Origin of the sequence: Gordonia sp. PP30, from assembly GCF_023100845.1 — a bacterium.
Taxonomy (GTDB): Bacteria; Actinomycetota; Actinomycetes; order Mycobacteriales; family Mycobacteriaceae; genus Gordonia.
The window spans coordinates 779,508-799,880 of sequence record NZ_CP095864.1 but is presented as its reverse complement, the minus strand read 5'-3'; the positions used below and the strand labels follow the sequence as shown (position 1 = coordinate 799,880).

Sequence of the window (20,373 nt, the reverse complement as noted above, 5' to 3'; positions counted from 1 at the left end):
AGCGATACCACCCCCCCTGCCGTCAGGCCCATCACCGCCGCGACGAATACCACACCCACACGCGAGAAACCGATCACAGAGACACCCTCACCAATAGAAACTGCCAGTACACATGGCCGCACCGGCTTACAGCGCAAGGACGCTATCAGAAGATCCGCGGCATTCCGGCCAGAATCCCGAGACCGCGACAATAGGCATCAAAGATCCAAACACGGTTACACAGTTCTGTACATTCGGTCTGTTTCATAATCACCCGGGAGTAGGCGTTTTCGACTCTGCTGGACCAGCATGAAGAGCCACCCGATCGGCGTGAAGAGTCACTCGACATGGAGGAGACGCGCCGCGAGAGCCAGATGGCGGCGCGGGCGCGACAGTCGAACTGCAGACGCGACACCGGTCAGGGAAGCGACTCCCGCTGGTGTCGCGATCGCGGCGGGCGTCGCGGGCACACCACGGGTATCGCGACCGTGTGGCAAGCGAGGGTGCGCAGGTCGGCAGGCGACACGCGACCCCGAGGGGGACGGTCAGCCGGCCTCGTCGTCGGGTTCTTGGTCCGGGGCGGCGTCGCGGCCGCGCGGGGGACGGACCGCCTTGTAGCCGACGTTGCGGACGGTCCCGATCAGGGCCTCGTGGTCGCTGCCGAGTTTGGCGCGAAGTCGTCGTACGTGCACGTCGACGGTGCGGGTGCCGCCGAAGAAGTCGTAACCCCACACCTCGTGCAGCAGTTGCGCGCGGGTGAAGACCCGGCCGGCGTTCTGCGCCAGGAACTTGAGGAGCTCGAACTCCTTGTACGTCAGGTCGATCGGCTTGCCGCGCAGTCGTGCGGTGTAGGTGGCCTCGTCGATCACCAGCTCACCGAGGGTCACCCGGTCGTCGGGCTCGGCGTCACCGCCGGCACCGCGGGCGACCAGCAGCCGCAGCCGGGCGTCGAGCTCGGCGGGTCCGGTCTCCGGGAGCAGGAAGTCGTCGATACCCCAGTCGGCGGTGATCGCGACCAGACCACCCTCGGTGAGGACGGCGGCCAGCCGTGCACGCCCCCCCTGCAGCAGACGGCACAGCGCCCGCGCGCCGGCCAGGTCACGCCGGGCGTCGACCACGATCACCTCGGCGTCACCGAGTTCAGTGAGGGCGGAAGTGTCCGCGGGAAGCACCCGCACACGGTGCGGAAGCAGGGAAAGAGAGGAGAGCACCGCGTCCGCGGAGTCCTCGTCGGTCAACAGCAACAGGTCCACTACCACTCCGATCTCGAGGTGGCCTTGCGTGTGGGCTGTCGATCGACGCTGGCCGCAGCTCCGTAAAACTCTAGTGACAGAATAGCGGCAATGACCCCTCCGACCCGAATCACCGGTGCCGTACGCGCTCGCCGGAGCGTCGCCGCGGCCGTGGTCGTGGTGGTCGCACTGCTGGTCATCGCCCTGATCGCGGACCTGATCACCGCCTCACGGGCGGAGCATCGGATGGCGCGGGCACTGATGTCGTCGCCCATGATCACCTACGAACCCGAGGTGGTCTACTCGGGCCGCCCGTTCCTCACCGAGATGTCGAGCGGTGCGCTGCCCAAGATGACGATCAGCGCCCGCGGAGTCGGCATCGACGACTGCGGCGACCTCGGCGGCTGCACCGTCGACGTCGGCGCGCGGCTGTATCACCCGACCGTCGGGAACGTCTGGGACGTCTCACCGACGTCACCCATCCATTTCCATCGAATGGTGGCCGAGACGCGCGTCAATTCGCCGAACCTGGGCCGGCTGATGAACATCATCGACCTCTATATCAACAGCCCCGCACCGAAGGGCAAGGTCGGCGGCGGCGGTCCGGGCGACGGTCTGATCGAGCGCACCGACGGCATCATGCTCAGCGGCACCGTCCCGCTGCCCGGCTCGCCGCCGTACGACGGCAAGTACCCGCCGTCGGCGTCGGAATACCACCATCCGAAGGTGAAGGTGAGTGTCACCGCACGGGTTTTCGTGAAGGAGGGACGCCTCCGGATTCAGGCCACCGACTTCTACACCGGGCCCGAAGAACACTTCTCCGACGACGTCCCGCCGGAATTTCGCTCACGCGTACTTAAACTCTTCTCAACGACGCTGCCGATCCTCCCGATGGCGTGGAAAACTGCCCCGACCAGTGCATTCACCCGCGGAAGCGACCTGATCCTGGCCGGCGATGCCCCCTCGGGCACGGTGACCCCCGGCACCTACTGAACTCGTCGGTCAGGACCGTCGGCGAGCTGTTGTACCGTCGGGTCCCAGTGGCAACCACCGATGAAAGGATCGACCATGGCACGTGCCGATGTGCTGGTCAGCGCCGACTGGGCTGAGCAGAATCTGAACAACCCCGAGGTGGTGTTCGTCGAGGTCGACGAGGACACCTCGATCTACGACCTCAACCACATCCCGGGCGCGGTTCGCCTCGACTGGCGCAAGGACCTGCAGGACGGCGTGCGCCGCGACTTCCTGGACGCCGACGGCTTCTCCAAGCTGCTGAGTGAGCGCGGCATCGGCAATGACGACATCGTCGTGCTGTACGGCGGCAACAACAACTGGTTCGCGGCCTACGCCTACTGGTACTTCAAGACCTACGGCCACAAGGACGTCCGTCTGCTCGACGGCGGCCGCAAGAAGTGGGAGCTGGACGGCCGCCCGCTGAACGGCGAGACCGTCGTGCGCGAGGCCACCACCTACGTCGCGCAGCCGGCCGACGCCTCGATCCGCGCTTTCCGCGACGAGGTGGTCGAGTCGATCGGCGTCAAGAACCTGGTCGACGTCCGCAGCCCCGACGAGTTCTCCGGCAAGATCTCCGCGCCGGCGCATCTCCCCCAGGAGCAGGCGCAGCAGCGCGGCCACGTCCCCGGCGCGATCAACATCCCGTGGTCGACCACCGCCAACGAGGACGGCACCTTCAAGAGCGACGACGAGCTGACCGCGCTGTACGCGGAGAAGGGCTTCGACGACGCCAAGGAGACCATCGCCTACTGCCGCATCGGCGAGCGCTCCAGCCACACCTGGTTCGTGCTGCAGGAGCTGCTGGGCAAGAAGAACGTCAAGAACTACGACGGCAGCTGGGTCGAGTACGGCTCGCTCGTCGGCGTTCCGATCGAGATCTGAGAAAGAGGACAACTGCTATGTGCGCAGCCCCCAAGCAGGGTCAGACCATCCCGGCCGGCGTCGACGTCGAGAAGGAGACCGTCCTGACCGGGCAGGTCGTCGACGGTGCGGGCACCCCCGTGGCCGGCGCGTTCGTGCGTCTGCTCGACGGCACCGGCGAGTTCACCGCCGAGGTCGTGGCCTCGGCTACCGGCGACTTCCGCTTCTTCGCCGCCCCCGGCACCTGGACGCTCCGCGCGCTCAGCTCGCAGGGCAACGGCGACGTGACGGTCAGCCCCGAAGGCCCCGGCATCCACAACCAGGACGTCACCGTCGCGAAGTAGCTCTTCGCTCGTCGAAGCCCCGATCCGCCTCATGGCGGGTCGGGGCTTTCGAGTTCTTGCACTGCAAGACTCTCAGAAGCCCTCCACACCGCGGACACCGCCCGGGGCGATCTGTCGGGATCTTGTCGACGCCGAAATCTGTCGCGGAGTCCATGAGAGATCCGGCAAGATTCACTACGTCTGTCGGCCCGCGACAAGATCCGCGACACATCGCCCAGGACGGGGTCGTCAGTCCGGGCGCGCCCGGCGCGCCACCTCGGGCGGGAGGCCCCACTCGTCGCGGCCGAGCCGGGACACTGGCCGCAGCCTCCCGAAGTCGGGGTGCTCGCCGTCGAGCACGTCGTCGTCGATGCTGAAGGCGACCACCTCGCCGAAGATCATGGTCGACGCCCCGAAGCCCACGGTGGTGTGCAGCCGGCATTCCAGGGCGGCCGGACTGGCGGCGACGAACGGCGGAGCGACGACGCTGCTGGGCGCCATCGCCAGACCGACGTGCTCGGCTTCGTCGACCTCCGGGCCGAAACCGGCGCTGGTGTCGTTGGCCGTGACCATCAGGTCCTCGCTGACCAGGCTGACGGTGAACTCCCGGGTCGCCAGGATGTTCCGCAGCGTGTCCTTCACACCGATCGACGTGAACGCGATGATCGGCGGCCGATGCGAGGCGACGGTGAAGAACGAGTGCGGTGCCAGATTGCCGACACCGTCGCGATCGCGGGTGGCGACCCAGGCGATCGGCCGCGGCACCACCAGGGCGGTCAGCAGAGAATAGGGGTTCACGCCGGTGTCACCGGGGCGCAGGATCCGTCGCTCAGTCACGCCGCCACGGTACCCGCGACCGCCCGGCAGTGGGATCGGCCATAGCTGCCCGGGCGGACTCTGATCGTCACGCCCGGCGCGGTATCATCGGCGTGTGGTTATCTTCTTCGAAGTTCTGCTGGGACTGGCAACGCTGCTGATCATCTGGACCTCGCTGTACGTCATCTACCGCCTGGTCTCCGACGAGTCATGACGCGCTCGGGCAACGAGGCCATCGCCGACGCCGAGCAGCGCGCCGCCGACACCGCGGACAAGAACGTCCCGACGGTCGGCGACCTTCCGCTGCCCATCGACACCGCGAATCTGCGCCTCGGGCCCGACCTGCATCCCGGCCTTCTCGGCCTGCTTCCGCTGGTCGGAGTCTGGAAGGGTGAGGGCGAAGGCCACCACCCGCTGACCGGCGACGACTACGCGTTCGGCCAGCAGATCATCGTCAGCCACGACGGCGGCAACTACCTCTCCTGGCAGTCGCGCTCGTGGGTACTCGACGAGAACGGCGATTACGTCCGCCCCGACCTGCGGGAATCCGGCTTCTGGCGCATCGGCGACGACGACACCATCGAGCTGTTGCTGACCCACGCCGAGGGCTCCATCGAGCTCTACTACGGGCGGCCGCTCAACCAGACGTCGTGGAACCTCACCACCGACGTCACCATCCGCACCGAGACCGGCGCCCACACCGGTGCGGCCAAGCGCCTCTACGGCCTGGTCCCCGACGGCGACCTCGCCTACGTGGAGGAACGCCTCGACGGCGAGGGCGACCTCACGCCCCGCCTGTCCGCGAAACTCAAGCGCGTCATCGGCTGACCCTCCCGCGATACCGGCCCGGCTCAGATCTCGACCATCCGGTGCTGGCTGGCCGGTTCCCGACGCCCCCGAATCGCGATCAGCTCCCGCGCGTGCAGATCCAGGGCGACGTCGCCCGGCAGCTGCGGACGCCAGGGCTTGACCGACGTGGCGTCGCCGGCGCCGTCGAGCGCCGCCAGCACGGTCAGGCTGTGCGCGGCCAGCCGCGAGGTCTCGCTCCCCTCGCGCGGCCAGTGCGCCCGGACGTGCACGGCGACGTGCATGGTCTGCCGCCCGGTGTGGATCAGCCGCGCCGACACCTCCACGACCTGGCCGATGTGGATCGGCCGATAGAACCGCACCCCGCCCATGTACGCGGTGGCCACCTCCCCGGAGCACCAGCGGACGCCGCAGAGGTAGGCGGCGTCGTCGATCCAGCTCATCACCCGGCCGCCGTGCGCCTTCCCGCCCCAGTTGATGTCCGTCGGCGCCGCCAGGAAGCGGGTGCCCGCGTCCAGCGCCGCCGAGGACGCCCGGTAGTCCGCCAGCTCCATCGCCGCCTCGATCCGGCGACGACGTTCGGCGCGTTCCTGAGCCTCCCGGCTCTTGGCGACGTCCGCACCGAGCACCGGCTGCCACTGGCGGACCGGCGTGGGGCGCCCGCCGTCGTCGACCGCGACGAAGACGAGCAGGCAGGAACTCGCCGCGTGGAAGGTCCCCTCGCGCGGATCGGCCGAGCCGACCGTGCATTCGATGTGCATGGAACTGCGGCCGGTGTGCACCAGCGTGGCCGTCACCTCGACGATGTCGCCGGACGAGATGTCCCGGCCGAAACTGATGTTGCCGACGTACGCGGTGACGCTGTAGCCGCCCGACCACGCCGCCGCGCAGGCGTACGCGGCCTTGTCGACCCACTCCAGAATCCGGCCGCCGCGGACGCCCCCGCCGAGCGTGGCGACATCGGTCGGCGCGGCCAGGAAGCGCAGGGTGATCTGCCGGTCGGTGATGGGCATGGGGTACCTCCTCGTTTAGGTTCACCCATGCTGACCCACCGTCCGTTCGCACACGACGATGCCCCGGACCGGTGAGCGCGCGGTGATCCGGGCGTAACACCGGTGAGACCAGGCGTCACACCTCAGCGCACGACCCGAGAGCCACCCGGACAGGAGCCGAACGCCCCGATGTCCGCACCCGAGGGCAATCCGGGCCCGGGTCAGCGCGCGACGTCGAGTGCGAGAAGACGCGCGCCGGCCGCGCCGGCGGCCACCGCGTGCTGGTGCGTCACGACCACGACCACCCGTTCCGGGCCGAACAGCGCGCCGTCGCCGCGGGCGCAGATGCGTTCGAGGATCGCCTGGGCGTCGAGCTCGTCGAGGTGCTCGGCGGGCTCGTCGAGCAGGACGATCGGCGCCGGGTGGAGCAGAGCGCGCGCCAGCAGCAGACGGCGGCGCTGACCGCCGGAGAGGGCGGAACCACCGCCGGTGAGGTCGGTGTCCAGCCCGTCGGGCAGCGCATCGACCCAGTCGCCGAGGCCGACGTCGCCGAGCGCCGCGCGGACCTGCGCGTCGGCGGCATCACCGCGCGCGACCAGCAGATTCTCCCGGACCGAGGTGGAGAACAGGTGCGCCTCCTCGGCGAAATAGCACGACGCCGAGCGCAGCGGGACCGGTGCGCCGTCGTCGTGCGTCGCGGTCACCGTGCCGCCGAGGGGATCGAGCAGTCCGGCGAGGGTGAGCAGCAGCGTCGACTTACCGCAGCCGCTCGGGCCCACGACCACCAGCCGCTCCCCCGGGGCCAGCGCCAGATCGAGCCCGCGTTCCGGGCCGAGCGGCGTCTCCCAGCCCCACTGGAGGCCCTCGGCGGCCAGCGCCGCGGGCGCGGGATCGATCACCGGATCGGCGGTGGTCTCGACGAAGACGTCGGTCGAGCGGAGTCGAGACCCCGACCGGCTCGGGGCCGCCCCGTCGACCAGTGCCATCACCCGCCGGGCCGCCTGGCGGCCTCGTTCCCATGCGATCCCGGCCTCGGTGAGCGGGCCGGTCGACTCGAACGACGACAGCGGGAGCAGCACCAGCACACCGAACAGCATCGGGGTGAAGCGCGTCGACTCCGACGACACGCCCAGCAGCGAGCCGTGCACGCCGGTGGCCAGGTCGACGGCGATCAGCGCGGCCGCGACCACGCTGACCGCGAGGGCCAGCGGCGTCGCCGAGGTACCCCAGACCTGCCACGCGGTCCCCCGGTCGGTGGCCGCCGCGGCACGGCGATCCGCCGCCGCCAGCGAGTCCAGCACCGCGCGCCGCCGTCCGGCGACCGCCAGCTCCGGCGCGTGCCACAGCAGCGCGGTCGTCTCGGCGGCGACGTCCTCGCGGGCACGGGCACTGTCGTCGAGTGCCAGCGACGAACCCCGCGCGGCCAGCCACGGCGCCAGGACCCCGCTGACCAGCAGACACACCGCGAGCACCAGCGCCGCCCGCCACGACACCATCCCCATGATCAGCACCGCCGCCACCGAGGTCACCGCGCCGACCGCCATCGGGATCAGACCGCGGATCAGCGCGTTGCCGATGTCGTCCACGTCGTCGGCGGTGCGGGCGAGCAGCTGCGACTGGCGCAGGCTCACCGAGTACGCCGGCGACCCGCCGGCCAGCACCCGGTAGATGCGGGTGCGCGCGGTGGCCATCATGTTCAGCGCGGCGTCGTGGGTGGCGAGTCGTTCCAGGTAGCGGAACAGCGCGCGCGAGATGCCGAGGGCGCGGACCGAGGTGATGGCGACCGACAGGTAGAGGATCGGCGGCATCTGCCAGGCCCGGGTGATCAGCCACGCCGACAGCGCGGCCAAGCCGAGAGCGGACAGCGCGCCGGCCACGCCGAACAGCACCGGGATCACCACCGGCCGCCGCCCGAGGCCCAGGAACCGCAGTGCCGCGATCATCGGAGGGCTCCGTCCACCGGCGCGGCCGGGCCGAGTTCGACGACCACGTCGCCGCCGCCGACGGCCACCGGATGGTGCGCCACCATCACGACCGTCGCACCCGCCGCGGCGCGCTCGGCGATCGCCGTCAGCACCCGGTCCTCGCTGTCCGCGTCCAGGTGCGCGGTCGGTTCGTCGAGCAGCAGCAGCGGCGCCGGCGAGGCGAGCACCCGGGTGAGGGCGAGCCGCTGGCGCTGACCCGCCGACAGGCCCGCACCACCGGCGCCCAGGATCGTGTCGTGACCGTCGGCCGTATCGGCCAGCACCTCGTCGAATCCGGTGGCCGCACAAGCCTTCTCCAGCAACCCGGGATCGGCGGCGCCGAAGAGTTCGAGGTTCTGCCTGATCGTCCCGGGAATCACGACGGGCTGCTGCGGGAGCCACGCGATCTGGGCTCGGTAGGCATCGAGGTCGACGTCACCGAGCGGCTGCCCGGCGATCGTCACCGTGCCCTCATCGGGCCGCAACAGGCCGAGGATCACTTCCAGCACCGACGACTTGCCGCTGCCGTTCGGCCCGGTCAGCACGCTCACCCGGCCTGGCTCCAGCCGCGCGGTGACCCCGCGCGGCGCCCAGCCGTCGCGGCCGTGCACCCCGATCCCGGTGAGTTCGACGGCCGCGCCGGCCACCTCCACGGCGGCCCCCGGACCATCGGACACCGCAGCGGAGTCCCCGGATTCGATCAGCGCGAGGATCTCCCGGGCGGCGGTCATGCCGTCTTCGGAGTTGTGGAACTGCGCGCCGACCCGGCGCAGCGGCTGGTACGCCTCGGGGGCCAGCACCAGCGCCAGCACGCCCGCGTACAGCGTCATCTCACCGCTCACCAGGCGCACGCCGATGCCGACGGCGACCAGCGCCACCGACAGGGTGGCGATGAGTTCCAGCGCGGTGCCGGACAGGAAGGCGACGCGCAGCGCCGACATGGTCCGGCGCCGCAGGTTCTGGCCGAGGCGCTCCACCCGGGCGGCGGGCGCCTGCGCGCGGCCGAGGGCGCGCAGCGTCGGCAGGCCGGTGATCAGGTCCATCAGCTGCGCGGTGAGCGCGCTCATCGACTCCAGTTTGCGTTCGGTGCGGTCGCGGGTCAGCAGCCCGATCAGCACCATGAAGATCGGGATCAGCGGGAGCGTGATCAGCACCAGGATCGCCGAGGTGAGGTCGGCCGACCCGATCACGACCACCACGACCGGGGTCACGATGGCCGTGGCCAGCAGCGCAGGCAGGTAGCCGGCGAAGTAGTCGACCAGGCTGTCGAGCCCGCGCAGGGCGACGGTCAGGGCCCGTTCCCGCTCGGCCAGCAGGTCGCGCGGTGACGTGCGCGCAGGGTCGGTGAGCCGGTCGAGGGCCCTCCGGCGCAGCTGCCCGATGGTGCTCAGCGCCGCGCGATGCGCGTACCGGCCGGCGACGTAGTCGAGCACCACCCGGACCGCGAGCGCCGCCCCGAGCACCCACAGGTGCGTGGCCTGGGCGGCGAAGCTGCGCGCGGCCGGATCGGTGATCACCTCGGACAGCAGCCCGGCCAGGGCGACGGCGGCGACGATCATCGCGACCACCGTCGCCGCCTGGCCCAGGGCCGTCAGCACCACATACCAGCGCGCGGACGGCGAATACTTCAGCAGGCGCGGGTCCAGCGGCGGGCGCCGGACGCCGGCGGGCACCGTCAGACCGTGGTCTTCAGCGACAGACCCGCCGGCGTCTCCGGAACGTCGTCGATCGACAGCCGCTTCCGGAACACCCAGTAGCTCCATGCCTGGTATCCGATCACGATCGGCGTCATGATCACAGCCGCCCAGGTCATGATCACCAAGGTGTACTGGCTCGACGAGCTGTTCATGATCGTCAGACCCTGATCGCTGCCCAGCGTGGACGGCATCACGTACGGGTACAAGCTGCCGAACAGCAGGCCGACCGTGGCCGCGATGGCGATCGCGGTGCCGAGGAAGGCCCATCCCTCGCGCCGCAGGTTGGTCGCGATCACCACGCCCACCGCCGCGAGTGCACCGATCACGACCAGCGCCCACGTCCAGTCCTTGCCGTATGCCAGCTGCGTCCAGAGCAGGAAGGTGCCGGCGATCACCAGCATGGCCACCGACAGGGCGGCGGCGAGCTTGGTGGCGTCGTCGCGCATCTGGCCCTTGGTCTTCAGCGCGATGAAGATGGCGCCGTGCGTCAGGAACACCACCAGGGTGGTGAGGCCGCCGACGATTCCATACGGGTTCAGCAGGTTCCAGAAGCCGCCGGTGTAGACGTGGTTGGGACCGCGGACCTCGATCGGCACACCGCGCACGACGTTGGCGAACGCGACACCCCACAGCAGGGCGGGCACCCACGACCCGATCCCGATCCCGACGTCGCACCACAGGCGCCAGCGCGGGTCGTTGATCTTGGCCCGCCATTCGATCGCGCACACGCGCACGATCAGCGCCAGCAGGATGAGGAACAGCGGCAGGTAGAAGCCGGAGAACATGGTGGCATACCAGCCGCCGAACGCGGCGAACAGCGCGCCACCTGCGGTCAGCAGCCACACCTCGTTGCCGTCCCACACCGGGCCGATGGTGTTGATGATCAGACGGCGGCGCTTGTCGCCGTCGTGCTCACTGCTGCGGCCGAGGAACGGCATCAGCATGCCCACGCCGAAGTCGAAGCCCTCGAGCACGAAGTACCCGGTGAACAGGACGGCGATCAGGACGAACCAGACGATTTCCAGAGCTGACGGATTCATGGCAGTTCAGGTCCTTTCTCAGTACTGGAAGGAGAGCGGCTCGTCACCGTCTCCGTCGTCGGTGGACTCGGCGTCCTCGGCACCCGGCGCGGCCGGGCCCTCCAGGATGTAGCGCCGTTCGAGCACGAACCACGCCACGCCGAGCGCCGCGTACAGCAGCGTGAAGATGATCAGCGAGGTCCACACCAGGCCGGAGCCGTTGAACGACACACCGTCCTTCACCAGCATGTGGATCTTGTACGGATCGGCCTGATCGGGATCGGCCCAGTTCGGGGCGACGACCCACGGCTGCCGGCCCATCTCGGTGAAGATCCAGCCGGAGGCGTTGGCCAGGAACGGCGTCGGCAGCATCCAGAGGCAGAGGATGCCGAACCTGCGCGACACCTCGATCCCGCCGCCGGGCCGCTTCTTCCGCAGCAGCCACAGGCCGCCCAGCGCGACGACCACCGAGCCGAGCGCCCAGGTGATCATGGCGCGGAAGCTCCAGTAGGTGACGAACAGGTTGGGTGCGAAGTTCTGGTGCGGCATGTTCAGCGCCTCGCGGTACTGCTCCTGCAGCTCGTCGACGCCCTGCACCTTGCTGTCGAAGTGATGGTCGGCGAGGAACGACAGCATGTTCGGGATGGTGATCACGTGGTCGATGTGCGCACAGTTGTTCTGCCGCCCGATGCTCAGCACGGAGAAGCCCGCGCCGGTCTCGGTGGTGCACAGCGACTCGGCGGCGGCCATCTTCATCGGCTGCTGCTTGAACATCAGCTGGGCCTGCATGTCACCGGTGATGAACAGGCCGATTCCCGAGAAGATGGTCATCCACAGCGCGAACAGCGCCACCGGCCGCCACAGCTTCCGGTTCTCCTCGAGCAGTTCCTCACCGGTCGCGTCGACGCCGTCGCGCAGCTGGCTCGGGGCGGTCGTGACCGGGGCGTCACCGGCATCCAGTTGCTTGGCGCGCAGCGTGTTGCGGGCCATCCAGTACAGGCAGACGACGGCGACCACGGTGGCCGCGGTGAGCCAGGCACCCAGGATGACGTGCGGGAACGCGACCAGCGTGGTGTTGTTGGTGATCACCGCGACGAAGTTGTTCATCTGCGGGCGCGCCAGCGTCTCATTCCATTCGACACCGACCGGGTGCTGCATGAACGAGTTGGCCGCGATGATGAAGTACGCCGAGGCGGTCACGCCGATCGCGACCAGCCAGATCGACGTCAGGTGCGCCCATTTGGGGAGGCGCTTCCAGCCGAAGAACCACAAGCCGAGGAAGGTCGATTCGAGGAAGAACGCGACCAGGCCCTCCATGGCCAGCGGGGCGCCGAAGACATCGGCGACGAACCGGCTGTACTGGCTCCAGTTCATGCCGAACTGGAATTCCTGCACGATGCCGGTGGCGACGCCGAGGGCGAAGTTGATCAGGAAGACCTTCCCGAAGAACTTGGTGGCCCGCAGCCATGCCTCGTTACCGGTCTTGACCCAGACCGTCTGCATGACGGCGATCATCGGCGCGAGGCCGATGGTCAGGGGCACCAGGATGAAGTGGTAGACGGTGGTGATGCCGAATTGCCACCGGGATAGATCGACGACGTCCACGCGGAAGTTCCCTTCACGATCTCCGGGCGAGCGGGGCTGCCGCTGCCGTAGTACTACCCGCAGTAGTACACGATATTCACGCTACGTGCTCATCGAGCCGGGACCCAACCTCGATCGGGACCTAAGTCCCCAGCGTGTGCCGTGTTTCACAGGTAGTTCTCATGGTCGCCGACGGGCTCTGTGAGCGCACGATGTGTGCCAGATTCTCAGGAATCCGTGCCGCGGTCGAGGGCCGCGTCGACCAGACCGGCGACGTCCAGGCGCACCGCCCGGTCCGGCAGCGGCCGGCCGTCGAGCGTGTGGACGCGCGCGGCGAGCGTGACCGACGACAGCAGCCACACCCCGTCCGCGGCCCGCAGGTCGTCCACGGTCAGCGCTTCCTCCCGGGCGAGCAGGCCCCGCTCCCGCGCGACGGCGAACAGCGCCGCCTGCGTGGTGCCAGGCAGGATCGGGCCGGACCGCGGCGGCGTCACCAGCCGCCCGGCGGTCTGCACGACGACCGACGAGCGCGGCCCCTCCAGTACCGTCCCCGCGGCGCCCGTGAAGATCGCGTCGTCCGCGCCGCGTTCCTGCGCGTAGCGCAGCGCCGCGGTGTTCCCCGCGTAGGCGAGAGCCTTGATACCGGCGAGTACCCACGGCAGCGCGGCAGCGCGCGGGTCGAGGCCGCGGTCGAGAGTGAGCACGGCGATCCCGTCGCGCCGTGCCACAGCCACCCGCGCGGGCACCGGGGCGACGGTCAGATAGCAGGTCGGCGGCCCGCCGGGCGTGCTCTCCCGGCCGCGCGCGTAGACGATCCGCAGCATGGCCTCGGGCGCGCCGCCGGCGCGTCGTCCCCATTCCGCCTCCGCGACCGCGACCGCCCGGCGCAGCGCGACCCGGTCGGGCGCGGGCAGGCCGAGCGCGGCCGCGCCGTCGGCCAGCCGGTCGAGGTGGGCGTCGAGCAGCCGGGCGCGGCCCCCGCGGATCAGCAGCGTCTCGAAGACTCCGTCGCCGCGCAGCGCGGCGAGGTCGTCGGCGTGCAGAAGTGGGCGCGCCGCATCGTGCACCCGCCCGTCGCCGGTGACCACGAACATCGTCATGCCTCACAGGTTCGCACATCGCGCGGTCGTGACCGCGCCGTAGACTCGGGTACATGGCGGCCTCCGACCACTCCCCGATCCTGCTCAGCCATCCCGGTGCGGTGCCGACGCCGGACGACGATCCCAGCCCCGGCGTCGCCTGGCACTACGGCGACCCGCTCGGCGAGCAGCGCGCCGCGCAGCGTCGCGCCGCCGTGATCGACCGCAGCGACCGGGCGGTCCTGGAACTCGACGGCGACGACCGCCTCACCTGGCTGCACTCCATCGTCACCCAGGATGTCGCGAGCCTGCGCGACCGGACCAGCGCGGAGAGCCTCTCGCTCGACGGCAACGGCCGCGTCGAGGACCACTTCGTCCTCACCGATGTCGACGGCATCACCTGGCTCGACACCGAGTACGCCCGCGGCGGGCCGCTGCTGGAATACCTGAGCCGGATGGTGTTCCGGGCCGCGGTGACCCCGGTCGCCCGGCCCGACATGCACGTCCTCACCCTGATCGGCCCGAACGTACGGACCGGGCCGATCGCCGAACTGCTCGACATCCCGGCCTCCGCGCAGGTGTACGACGCCGGCGACCTCCCCGAGGTGCACCACGAGGACGAGCCGCTCGGATTCTGGCGCATCATGCCGCCGACCGGCGAGGACCGGGACCTGCCGGTGGTCGACCTGGTGGTGCCCGACACCGAGCTCGCACTGTGGTGGCGCGAGCTGGTCGGCGCCGGAGCGGCCGCGGCCGGCGTCTGGGCGCAGGAGGCGCTGCGGGTCGCCGCCATGCGTCCCCGGCTGGGGCTGGACACCGATGAGCGCACCATCGCCCACGAGGCCGACTGGATCGGCACCGCCGACGAGGGCGGCGCCGTCCACCTGAACAAGGGCTGCTACCGCGGTCAGGAGACCGTCGCACGCGTGCAGAACCTCGGCCGCCCGCCGCGCCGCCTGGTGCTGCTCCACCTCGACGGCAGCGCCGACGAGCGGCCCGCGCTCGGCGATCCGGTGAACCTCGCCGGACGGGCGATCGGCCGGATCGGGACCGTCATCGATCATCACGACCTGGGACCGATCGCGCTGGCGCTCGTCAAGCGCACCGTCGCGGTCGACGCCGAGCTGACCGTCGGCGCGGCGGGTACCGCAGCCCGGATCGATCCGGACTACTACACCGCCGACGACGCCGTCCCCGCGGGCCGTGCCGCCGTCAACCGGCTGCGCGGCCGAGACTGACCCCCGACACCGGCATATCCGCTGCTCAGCGCCCCCGCCGCGCGGACCGCACCCGGCGGCGACATATTCCCCGGAAGCGGGGTAGACTGTGCCTCAGGAACATAACTAACGAGTAGAACGGGGCCGCCACAAAGTGGCCGCCCCGTCATTGTGCGAGGGGGTCCCTAATGGGCCGTGGCCGGGCAAAAGCAAAGCAGACGAAGGTCGCTCGTCAGCTGAAGTACTCGACGCCGAACACAGATCTTGACAGCCTCCAGCGGGAGCTATCGGGCGGTGGAGGTCAGTCCCACAACCCGGTCGACGACTGGGCCGACGACGACCGCTACTCCGAAGAGGAGTGGCGGCGCGCCTGACGCGCCTGCTCACACGCATTTCCGGTGAACCCGGGTGCTCTTGACCGAGCACCCGGGTTTTCTGGCGCCTTCGGTCCGGCGCATCGGCATCTGAAAAGGCCCGGCCACCGCGGTGACCGGGCCTGATCCTTCCGGCGCTAGAAGCGCGCGTACTCGCCGCGCAGTTCGACCCGGCCGGGTGCGCCGGCATCGCCCCGCACGACCGTCCCGAGCACCCAGTTGTCCACGTGCCGCGCGGTCAGGATGGCCTGCGCGCGGTCGGTGTCCTCGGGGGCGACGACGGCGACCATGCCGACGCCCATGTTGAAGGTGCGCTCCATCTCGGCGCGTTCCACCCGGCCGCGCTGCGCGATCATCGAGAAGACCGGCGCCGGGGTCCAGGAGCCGCGCTCCAGTTCGGCGGCCAGCCCGGCCGGAAGCACCCGCGCGAGGTTGTCGGCGAGCCCACCACCGGTGATGTGCGCGAAGGTGCGGACGTCGGTCTCGGCAGCCAGCGCCAGGCAGTCCTTGGCGTAGATGCGCGTCGGCTCCAGGAGTTCCTCACCGAGGGTGCGGCCGAACTCCTCGACGTGCCCCTCCAGGTCCATCCGGCCCCATTCGAGCAGCACCTTGCGGGCCAGCGAGTAACCGTTGGAATGCAGGCCCGACGAGCCCATCGCGATGATGACGTCGCCCGGGCGCACGCGGTCCGGGCCGAGAACGGCGTCGGCCTCGACCACGCCGACGCCGGTGGCGGAGATGTCGTAGTGACCGTCCTCCATCAGGCCGGGGTGCTCGGCGGTCTCGCCGCCGAGCAGCGCGCAGCCGGCGTCGTAGCAGCCGTCGGCGATACCGCGCACGATGTCGGCGACCATCTCCGGGATCACCTTGCCGATGGCGATGTAGTCCTGCAGGAAGAGCGGTTCGGCGCCGCAGACCACGAGGTCGTCGACCACCATCGCGACCAGGTCGCGACCCACCGTGTGATGGATGCCGAGGGCCTGCGCGACGGCCAGCTTGGTACCGACACCGTCGCTGGACGCGGCGAGGACGGGCTCGCGGTAGTCGCCCTTGAGGGCGAACAGCCCGGCGAATCCGCCGAGACCGCCGAGCACCTCGGGACGGGTGGCGCGCTTGGCGTGCGGCGCGAAGAGTTCGACCGCGCGTTCACCGGCGTCGATGTCGACACCGGCCGCGGCGTACGACGCCCCGGCTCCGCTGTCGGCGGGATTGGCGACGGGACCGTCGTTCATGGTCGTGGCGCTCCTCGAGTTGGCCGTGGGAAAAGACATGATGCGCAGACCAGGCTACCCGAGCGCCTGGTCGCGACCGCGCCGGGAGAGGCCGGGAAGACCTTACGGGCGCATGACCGCGCTGACGTTGTCGTTGGCGGTGGTGAGCGGGTCGATGATCTCGCCGGCCGAGGAGTTCTTGAGCATCGTCTCCAGCACGGCCTTGCCCATCGAGGTCTCCTTGGGCAGATCGATCGGGTAGTGCCCGTCGAAGCACGCCTTGCACAGCGCGTCGGACGGCTGCTCGGTGGCGGCGACCATCCCGTCGACGCTGAGGTAGCCGAGCGAGTCCGCGCCGATCGCCTGCCGCACGCCCTCGACGAGGCCCTCCTCGGACTCCATGCCGTTGGCGATGAGTTCGGCGGGCGACGCGAAGTCGATGCCGTAGAAGCAGGGCCAGCGCACCGGCGACGACGCGATCCGGACGTGCACCTCGGCGGCGCCGGCCTCCCGCAGCATGCGGATCAGCGCGCGCTGAGTGTTGCCGCGGACGATCGAGTCGTCGACCACCACGAGCTTCTTGCCGCGGATCACTTCCTTGAGCGGATTCAGCTTCAGCCGGATACCGAGCTGCCGGATGGTCTGGCTGGGCTGGATGAAGGTGCGGCCCACGTAGGCGTTCTTCATCAGGCCCTGGCCGTAGGGGATGCCCGATTCCTGGGCGTATCCGACGGCGGCGGGGGTGCCGGATTCGGGCACCGGGATCACCAGGTCGCCGTCGGCGGGATGTTCGCGGGCCAGGCGCCGCCCGATGTCGACGCGGGTGGAGTGCACCGAGCGGCCGTTGATCACCGAGTCGGGCCGCGCCAAGTACACGTATTCGAAGATGCAGCCCTTGGGGGTGGGCTCGGCGAAGCGGGAGCTGCGGACGCCGTCGGCGTCGATCGCGAGCAGTTCGCCCGGTTCGATGTCGCGGACGAACGACGCGCCCACGATGTCGAGCGCGGCGGTCTCCGAGGCGATCACCCAGCCGCGGTCCAGCCGCCCGAGCGACAGCGGGCGGATGCCGTGCGGGTCGCGCGCGGCGTACAGGGTGTTCTCGTCCTGGAAGGTGAGGCAGAACGCGCCCTCCAAGGTCGGCAGCAGCTCGAGGGCCGCCTGCTCCAGGGTCTTGTCGGCCGCGCCGTAGGCCAGCAGGGCGCCGACGACGTCGGAGTCGGAGGTGGCGCCCTCGTTGTCGCCGTAGATGCCGAGCGCGCGGGCGCGCTGCGCGAGGGCGGCGGTGTTCACCAGGTTGCCGTTGTGTCCGAGGGCCACGCCGTTGCCGGCCGCGGTGTGCCGGAAGATCGGCTGCGAGTTCTCCCAGCTGGTGGAGCCGGTGGTCGAGTAACGACAGTGCCCGACGGCGATGTGACCGGCCATCGAACCGAGCGTCTGCTCGTCGAACACCTGGCTGACCAGGCCGAGATCCTTGAAGACCAGAACCTGGTGGCCGTCACCGACGGCGATGCCGGCCGCCTCCTGGCCGCGGTGCTGCAGAGCGTAGAGGCCGTAGTAGGTGAGCTTGGCGACGTCCTCGCCGGGAGCCCAGACACCGAAGACGCCGCATTCCTCGCGCGGTTCGTTCTCGGGTTCGTCGAGATTCAGCAGGTTGGGCGAGTGGACGGAAAGGTCTGTCACCGGGACGCTCCGATTTCATGGGCTGGGGACGGGCGTACGTCCTACAGAGTTTACGTGCCGGTATCGCAAGTGAACAGTCGCGATCGGCCGATCGGGCGTGGGAATCGACACACTCAGACCCGGACCAGCGGCAGGTACGCCGCGATGTCGGGCGCCCGGTGCCCCGAGGCGCTGACCCGATGCGCCGCGATCGACTCGTCCAGCTCGGCGAGGCCGGTCACCAGCAGCAGCCACTCCCGCGGCGTCGTCTCCACGACGTTCGGCGGCGTGCCCCGGGTGTGCCGCACCCCTTCCAGGCACTGCACGGCCACGAACGGCGGCACCCTGACCTCCACCGCGTTGCCGGGCGCGTCCTGGGCCAGGGCACGCGCGGACAGTCGTACCGCGGCGGCCAGCTCACCGCGGGCGGGCGCCGGCCGCGCGTCGTCGTGCAGCCAGTCCACGACACCCAGCACCGCGGCCCGCAGCTCCGCCGGATCGACGGTCTTCTTGGTCACCACGGCGTCAACCCGCCCCGAGATGGTCGGCCATTGCCAGATACGAGCTCACGAGGGGAATCTTCCCCCGTCGCCCGCCATCTGCCAACGGACGACGTCCATGCCGGAGGAATCCGCGCGGCCGGGGACTACTCTCGACCGGGTGACCCGCACCGCCGATCTGCACGTCCACACGCACTACTCGGACGGCACCGACACCGTGCCGGAACTGTTCGACGCGGCCCGCGCGGCGGGGCTGACGACGGTCGCGATCACCGATCACGACACCGCGCAGCACTGGGACGACGCGCGCGACCTGGTCCTCCCGGGTATGCGGGTGCTGGCCGGCACCGAGTTCTCCACCAAGCATCCCGGCCCGGACGGGGAACTGGTCTCCGTGCACCTGCTCGGCTATCTCTTCGACCGCGAGCACCCCGGCGTGGTGGCCGAGTGGGAGCGGATGCGCACCGAGCGCGCCGGGCGCGGTGCGCGGATCGTCGAGAACCTGATCGCCGCCGGATACCCGATCACGCTCGACGAGGTGCGTGCGCACGCCGGGCCCAGCAACATCGGCCGGCCGCACATCGCTCGCGCGCTGATGGACGCCGGGGCGGTCGGCTCGGTGTCCGAGGCCTTCGACCGGCTCCTCCACGACCACAGCCCGTACTACGCCGCCCTCCGCTCCACATCGCTGATCGAGGGCATCGCCCTGGTCCGAGCGGCCGGGGGCGTCCCGGTCGTCGCCCATCCGCGGGCGCGGGCCGCCGCGAGCGTGCTGACCGCCGAGGTACTCGCCGACCTCGCCCGGGCCGGGCTGGCCGGGATGGAGGTGGAGCATCCCGACCATGACGCGACGGCCCGCACCGAACTGGCCGGGATCGCCGCCGACCTGGGCCTGCTTCACACCGGTTCCAGCGACTATCACGGGGCCAACAAGACCCTGCGGATCGGCCAGGAGCGCACGCGCGACGAGGTGGTCGAGCGCATCGTGGAGCTGGGGACCCTCGCGCCGTTCGTCGCCTGACCGGCGCGGTTCGTTCCGGCGACACCCGGCGGCCACCCGAGGTTGGGCCGCCGCACACCCGGGCCGCCTAAGAACTTCAGGCATGACGATCTTCTCCCGCCTCCGCCTCCTGGGCGCCACCGCCCTGACCGCCACCGCCCTGGTCTCGTTGGGTCTCGCCCCGGCCGCGCACGCCGCCCCGACCACCACGGCACCGTCCGCCGCCCACCTCGCCAATCCCGATCTGCTGACGCCCCGGCTGGCCTCGGTCGACAACTTCCGCGACCTCGCCGGGCCCGCCCTCCTCGGCTACCCCGCCGCCGGCGGCAAGCACGTGCGCCACCGGGTGGTGTACCGCTCCAACGCGCTCACCCCGGACAAGCAGGATCTGGCCACCCTGAACACCCTCGGCATCCGCCGCGTCTACGACCTGCGCACCACCTCCGAGGTCACCGCCAAGCCGGACACCGTGCCGGCCGGGGCGAAGTACACGCGCGTCAACATCATGGGCGACGATTCGCAGGCCGCCGCCGGCTTCGACTACTCGACGCTCACCCCGGAGTCGGCGCGGCAGTTCCTGATCGAGGCCAACCGGAACTTCGTCACCGACCCCGCCCAGCGCGCCGAGCTCGGCCGGCTGCTCCGCTCGATCGCCGCGCAGCCCGGCCCGGTGCTCTACCACTGCACCGCGGGCAAGGACCGCACCGGCTGGACCTCCGCGCTGCTGCTCAGCAACGCGGGCGTCTCGCACAGCGACATCATGAGCAACTATCTGCTGACCAACAAGTACTCGGCGAAGTCGATCGACGCCGCGGCGCAGGCGTTCACCAAGCAGTACGGCCCGACCGCGGGCGCGGGTGCCCGGGTCCTGCTCGGCGTCTTCCCCGAGGCGTTGCAGGCCGGCCTCGACCAGGCCGTCAAGGACTACGGCAGCATCGACGGCTACCTGCGCAAGGGACTCGGCCTGGACGGCAAGACCCTGAACGCGTTGCGCGCGGAGCTGACCTACTGATCGGCGAGTGAGGGATCCGATCGGCCTGCGGCG

Annotated in this window: 19 protein-coding genes; 8 read left to right on the top strand and 11 right to left on the bottom strand. The window is 70.3% G+C overall.

Features of this window, described 5'->3' with window-relative positions; all coding sequences use genetic code 11:
- Positions 1-524 precede the first annotated feature (524 nt).
- On the bottom strand, positions 525-1,232 hold the full coding sequence (locus MYK68_RS03640; protein WP_247866367.1) for a winged helix-turn-helix transcriptional regulator: 708 nt from the start codon (positions 1,230-1,232) through the stop codon (positions 525-527).
- A 90-nt stretch (positions 1,233-1,322) separates the two neighbouring features.
- Between MYK68_RS03640 and MYK68_RS03635 the strand changes: the two genes are divergently transcribed.
- The 3 genes from MYK68_RS03635 to MYK68_RS03625 all read left to right on the top strand — a co-directional run bounded on the left by MYK68_RS03635 (position 1,323) and on the right by MYK68_RS03625 (position 3,430).
- The gene (locus tag MYK68_RS03635) at positions 1,323-2,204 is read left to right on the top strand and encodes an LmeA family phospholipid-binding protein (RefSeq protein ID WP_247866366.1); all 882 of its coding nucleotides are present in this window, start codon (positions 1,323-1,325) and stop codon (positions 2,202-2,204) included.
- Positions 2,205-2,279: 75 nt separating this feature from the next.
- On the top strand, positions 2,280-3,107 hold the full coding sequence (locus MYK68_RS03630; protein WP_247866365.1) for a sulfurtransferase: 828 nt from the start codon (positions 2,280-2,282) through the stop codon (positions 3,105-3,107).
- Positions 3,108-3,124: 17 nt separating this feature from the next.
- Positions 3,125-3,430, top strand: a complete 306-nt coding sequence (locus MYK68_RS03625; RefSeq protein WP_247866364.1) for a DUF1416 domain-containing protein — start codon at positions 3,125-3,127, stop codon at positions 3,428-3,430.
- A gap of 228 nt (positions 3,431-3,658) precedes the next feature.
- On the opposite strand, the gene MYK68_RS03620 is transcribed toward MYK68_RS03625, so the two are convergent.
- Entirely contained in the window at positions 3,659-4,246 is a 588-nt protein-coding gene (locus tag MYK68_RS03620) for a flavin reductase family protein (RefSeq protein WP_247866363.1), read from the bottom strand.
- Between the two features lie 189 nt (positions 4,247-4,435).
- On the opposite strand from MYK68_RS03620, the gene MYK68_RS03615 reads away from it, so the two are divergent.
- Complete coding sequence (locus MYK68_RS03615; protein ID WP_247866362.1) at positions 4,436-5,053, top strand: heme-binding beta-barrel domain-containing protein; 618 nt, start codon at positions 4,436-4,438, stop codon at positions 5,051-5,053.
- A 23-nt stretch (positions 5,054-5,076) separates the two neighbouring features.
- Here MYK68_RS03615 and MYK68_RS03610 read toward each other — a convergent pair whose 3' ends face one another.
- The 6 genes from MYK68_RS03610 to MYK68_RS03585 all read right to left on the bottom strand — a co-directional run bounded on the left by MYK68_RS03610 (position 5,077) and on the right by MYK68_RS03585 (position 13,388).
- Positions 5,077-6,045, bottom strand: a complete 969-nt coding sequence (locus tag MYK68_RS03610) for an acyl-CoA thioesterase (protein WP_247866361.1) — start codon at positions 6,043-6,045, stop codon at positions 5,077-5,079.
- Between the two features lie 200 nt (positions 6,046-6,245).
- Positions 6,246-7,967, bottom strand: coding sequence for a thiol reductant ABC exporter subunit CydC (cydC, locus tag MYK68_RS03605; RefSeq protein ID WP_247866360.1), 1,722 nt, complete (start codon positions 7,965-7,967; stop codon positions 6,246-6,248).
- The gene (gene cydD, locus MYK68_RS03600; protein ID WP_502798298.1) at positions 7,964-9,751 is read right to left on the bottom strand and encodes a thiol reductant ABC exporter subunit CydD; all 1,788 of its coding nucleotides are present in this window, start codon (positions 9,749-9,751) and stop codon (positions 7,964-7,966) included. The genes cydC and cydD overlap by 4 nt, the downstream gene beginning before the upstream one ends.
- The gene (cydB, locus tag MYK68_RS03595; protein WP_247866358.1) at positions 9,664-10,725 is read right to left on the bottom strand and encodes a cytochrome d ubiquinol oxidase subunit II; all 1,062 of its coding nucleotides are present in this window, start codon (positions 10,723-10,725) and stop codon (positions 9,664-9,666) included. The genes cydD and cydB overlap by 88 nt, the downstream gene beginning before the upstream one ends.
- 18 nt (positions 10,726-10,743) lie before the next feature.
- On the bottom strand, positions 10,744-12,309 hold the full coding sequence (locus tag MYK68_RS03590; protein WP_247866357.1) for a cytochrome ubiquinol oxidase subunit I: 1,566 nt from the start codon (positions 12,307-12,309) through the stop codon (positions 10,744-10,746).
- A 206-nt stretch (positions 12,310-12,515) separates the two neighbouring features.
- Positions 12,516-13,388 carry an aminodeoxychorismate lyase gene (locus MYK68_RS03585; RefSeq protein WP_247866356.1) on the bottom strand — a complete coding sequence of 291 codons (873 nt, stop codon included), beginning with the start codon at positions 13,386-13,388 and terminating at the stop codon, positions 12,516-12,518.
- A gap of 53 nt (positions 13,389-13,441) precedes the next feature.
- Between MYK68_RS03585 and ygfZ the strand changes: the two genes are divergently transcribed.
- The gene (gene ygfZ, locus MYK68_RS03580) at positions 13,442-14,605 is read left to right on the top strand and encodes a CAF17-like 4Fe-4S cluster assembly/insertion protein YgfZ (RefSeq protein ID WP_247866355.1); all 1,164 of its coding nucleotides are present in this window, start codon (positions 13,442-13,444) and stop codon (positions 14,603-14,605) included.
- Between the two features lie 167 nt (positions 14,606-14,772).
- A complete protein-coding gene (locus MYK68_RS03575) occupies positions 14,773-14,958 on the top strand; it encodes a DUF3073 domain-containing protein (protein ID WP_247866354.1) in 186 nt (61 codons plus the stop codon).
- 137 nt (positions 14,959-15,095) lie between these two features.
- Here MYK68_RS03575 and purM read toward each other — a convergent pair whose 3' ends face one another.
- The 3 genes from purM to MYK68_RS03560 form a co-directional block, all read right to left on the bottom strand.
- A complete protein-coding gene (gene purM / locus MYK68_RS03570; protein ID WP_247866353.1) occupies positions 15,096-16,190 on the bottom strand; it encodes a phosphoribosylformylglycinamidine cyclo-ligase in 1,095 nt (364 codons plus the stop codon).
- Between the two features lie 102 nt (positions 16,191-16,292).
- The gene (purF, locus tag MYK68_RS03565; RefSeq protein WP_247866352.1) at positions 16,293-17,849 is read right to left on the bottom strand and encodes an amidophosphoribosyltransferase; all 1,557 of its coding nucleotides are present in this window, start codon (positions 17,847-17,849) and stop codon (positions 16,293-16,295) included.
- 113 nt (positions 17,850-17,962) lie between these two features.
- Positions 17,963-18,349: a sterol carrier family protein gene (locus tag MYK68_RS03560; protein WP_247866351.1), complete on the bottom strand. Its 387-nt coding sequence runs from the start codon at positions 18,347-18,349 to the stop codon at positions 17,963-17,965.
- A gap of 139 nt (positions 18,350-18,488) precedes the next feature.
- Between MYK68_RS03560 and MYK68_RS03555 the strand changes: the two genes are divergently transcribed.
- Both MYK68_RS03555 and MYK68_RS03550 read left to right on the top strand, forming a co-directional pair.
- A complete protein-coding gene (locus tag MYK68_RS03555) occupies positions 18,489-19,349 on the top strand; it encodes a PHP domain-containing protein (RefSeq protein WP_247866350.1) in 861 nt (286 codons plus the stop codon).
- Between the two features lie 82 nt (positions 19,350-19,431).
- Complete coding sequence (locus tag MYK68_RS03550) at positions 19,432-20,340, top strand: tyrosine-protein phosphatase (RefSeq protein WP_247866349.1); 909 nt, start codon at positions 19,432-19,434, stop codon at positions 20,338-20,340.
- Positions 20,341-20,373: the final 33 nt, after the last annotated feature.

What these genes read in the sequence shown, in the direction of transcription:
- MYK68_RS03585 (WP_247866356.1), bottom strand. Translation starts at nt 13,388, where the DNA reads ATGACGATGTTCGTGGTCACCGGCGACGGGCGGGTGCACGATGCGGCG.
- MYK68_RS03615 (WP_247866362.1), top strand. Translation starts at nt 4,436, where the DNA reads ATGACGCGCTCGGGCAACGAGGCCATCGCCGACGCCGAGCAGCGCGCC.
- MYK68_RS03550 (WP_247866349.1), top strand. Translation starts at nt 19,432, where the DNA reads ATGACGATCTTCTCCCGCCTCCGCCTCCTGGGCGCCACCGCCCTGACC.
- MYK68_RS03610 (WP_247866361.1), bottom strand. Translation starts at nt 6,045, where the DNA reads ATGCCCATCACCGACCGGCAGATCACCCTGCGCTTCCTGGCCGCGCCG.
- cydC (WP_247866360.1), bottom strand. Translation starts at nt 7,967, where the DNA reads ATGATCGCGGCACTGCGGTTCCTGGGCCTCGGGCGGCGGCCGGTGGTG.
- MYK68_RS03630 (WP_247866365.1), top strand. Translation starts at nt 2,280, where the DNA reads ATGGCACGTGCCGATGTGCTGGTCAGCGCCGACTGGGCTGAGCAGAAT.
- MYK68_RS03635 (WP_247866366.1), top strand. Translation starts at nt 1,323, where the DNA reads ATGACCCCTCCGACCCGAATCACCGGTGCCGTACGCGCTCGCCGGAGC.
- cydD (WP_502798298.1), bottom strand. Translation starts at nt 9,751, where the DNA reads ATGGAGCTACTGGGTGTTCCGGAAGCGGCTGTCGATCGACGACGTTCC.
- cydB (WP_247866358.1), bottom strand. Translation starts at nt 10,725, where the DNA reads ATGAATCCGTCAGCTCTGGAAATCGTCTGGTTCGTCCTGATCGCCGTC.
- MYK68_RS03625 (WP_247866364.1), top strand. Translation starts at nt 3,125, where the DNA reads ATGTGCGCAGCCCCCAAGCAGGGTCAGACCATCCCGGCCGGCGTCGAC.
- MYK68_RS03575 (WP_247866354.1), top strand. Translation starts at nt 14,773, where the DNA reads ATGGGCCGTGGCCGGGCAAAAGCAAAGCAGACGAAGGTCGCTCGTCAG.
- ygfZ (WP_247866355.1), top strand. Translation starts at nt 13,442, where the DNA reads ATGGCGGCCTCCGACCACTCCCCGATCCTGCTCAGCCATCCCGGTGCG.
- purM (WP_247866353.1), bottom strand. Translation starts at nt 16,190, where the DNA reads ATGAACGACGGTCCCGTCGCCAATCCCGCCGACAGCGGAGCCGGGGCG.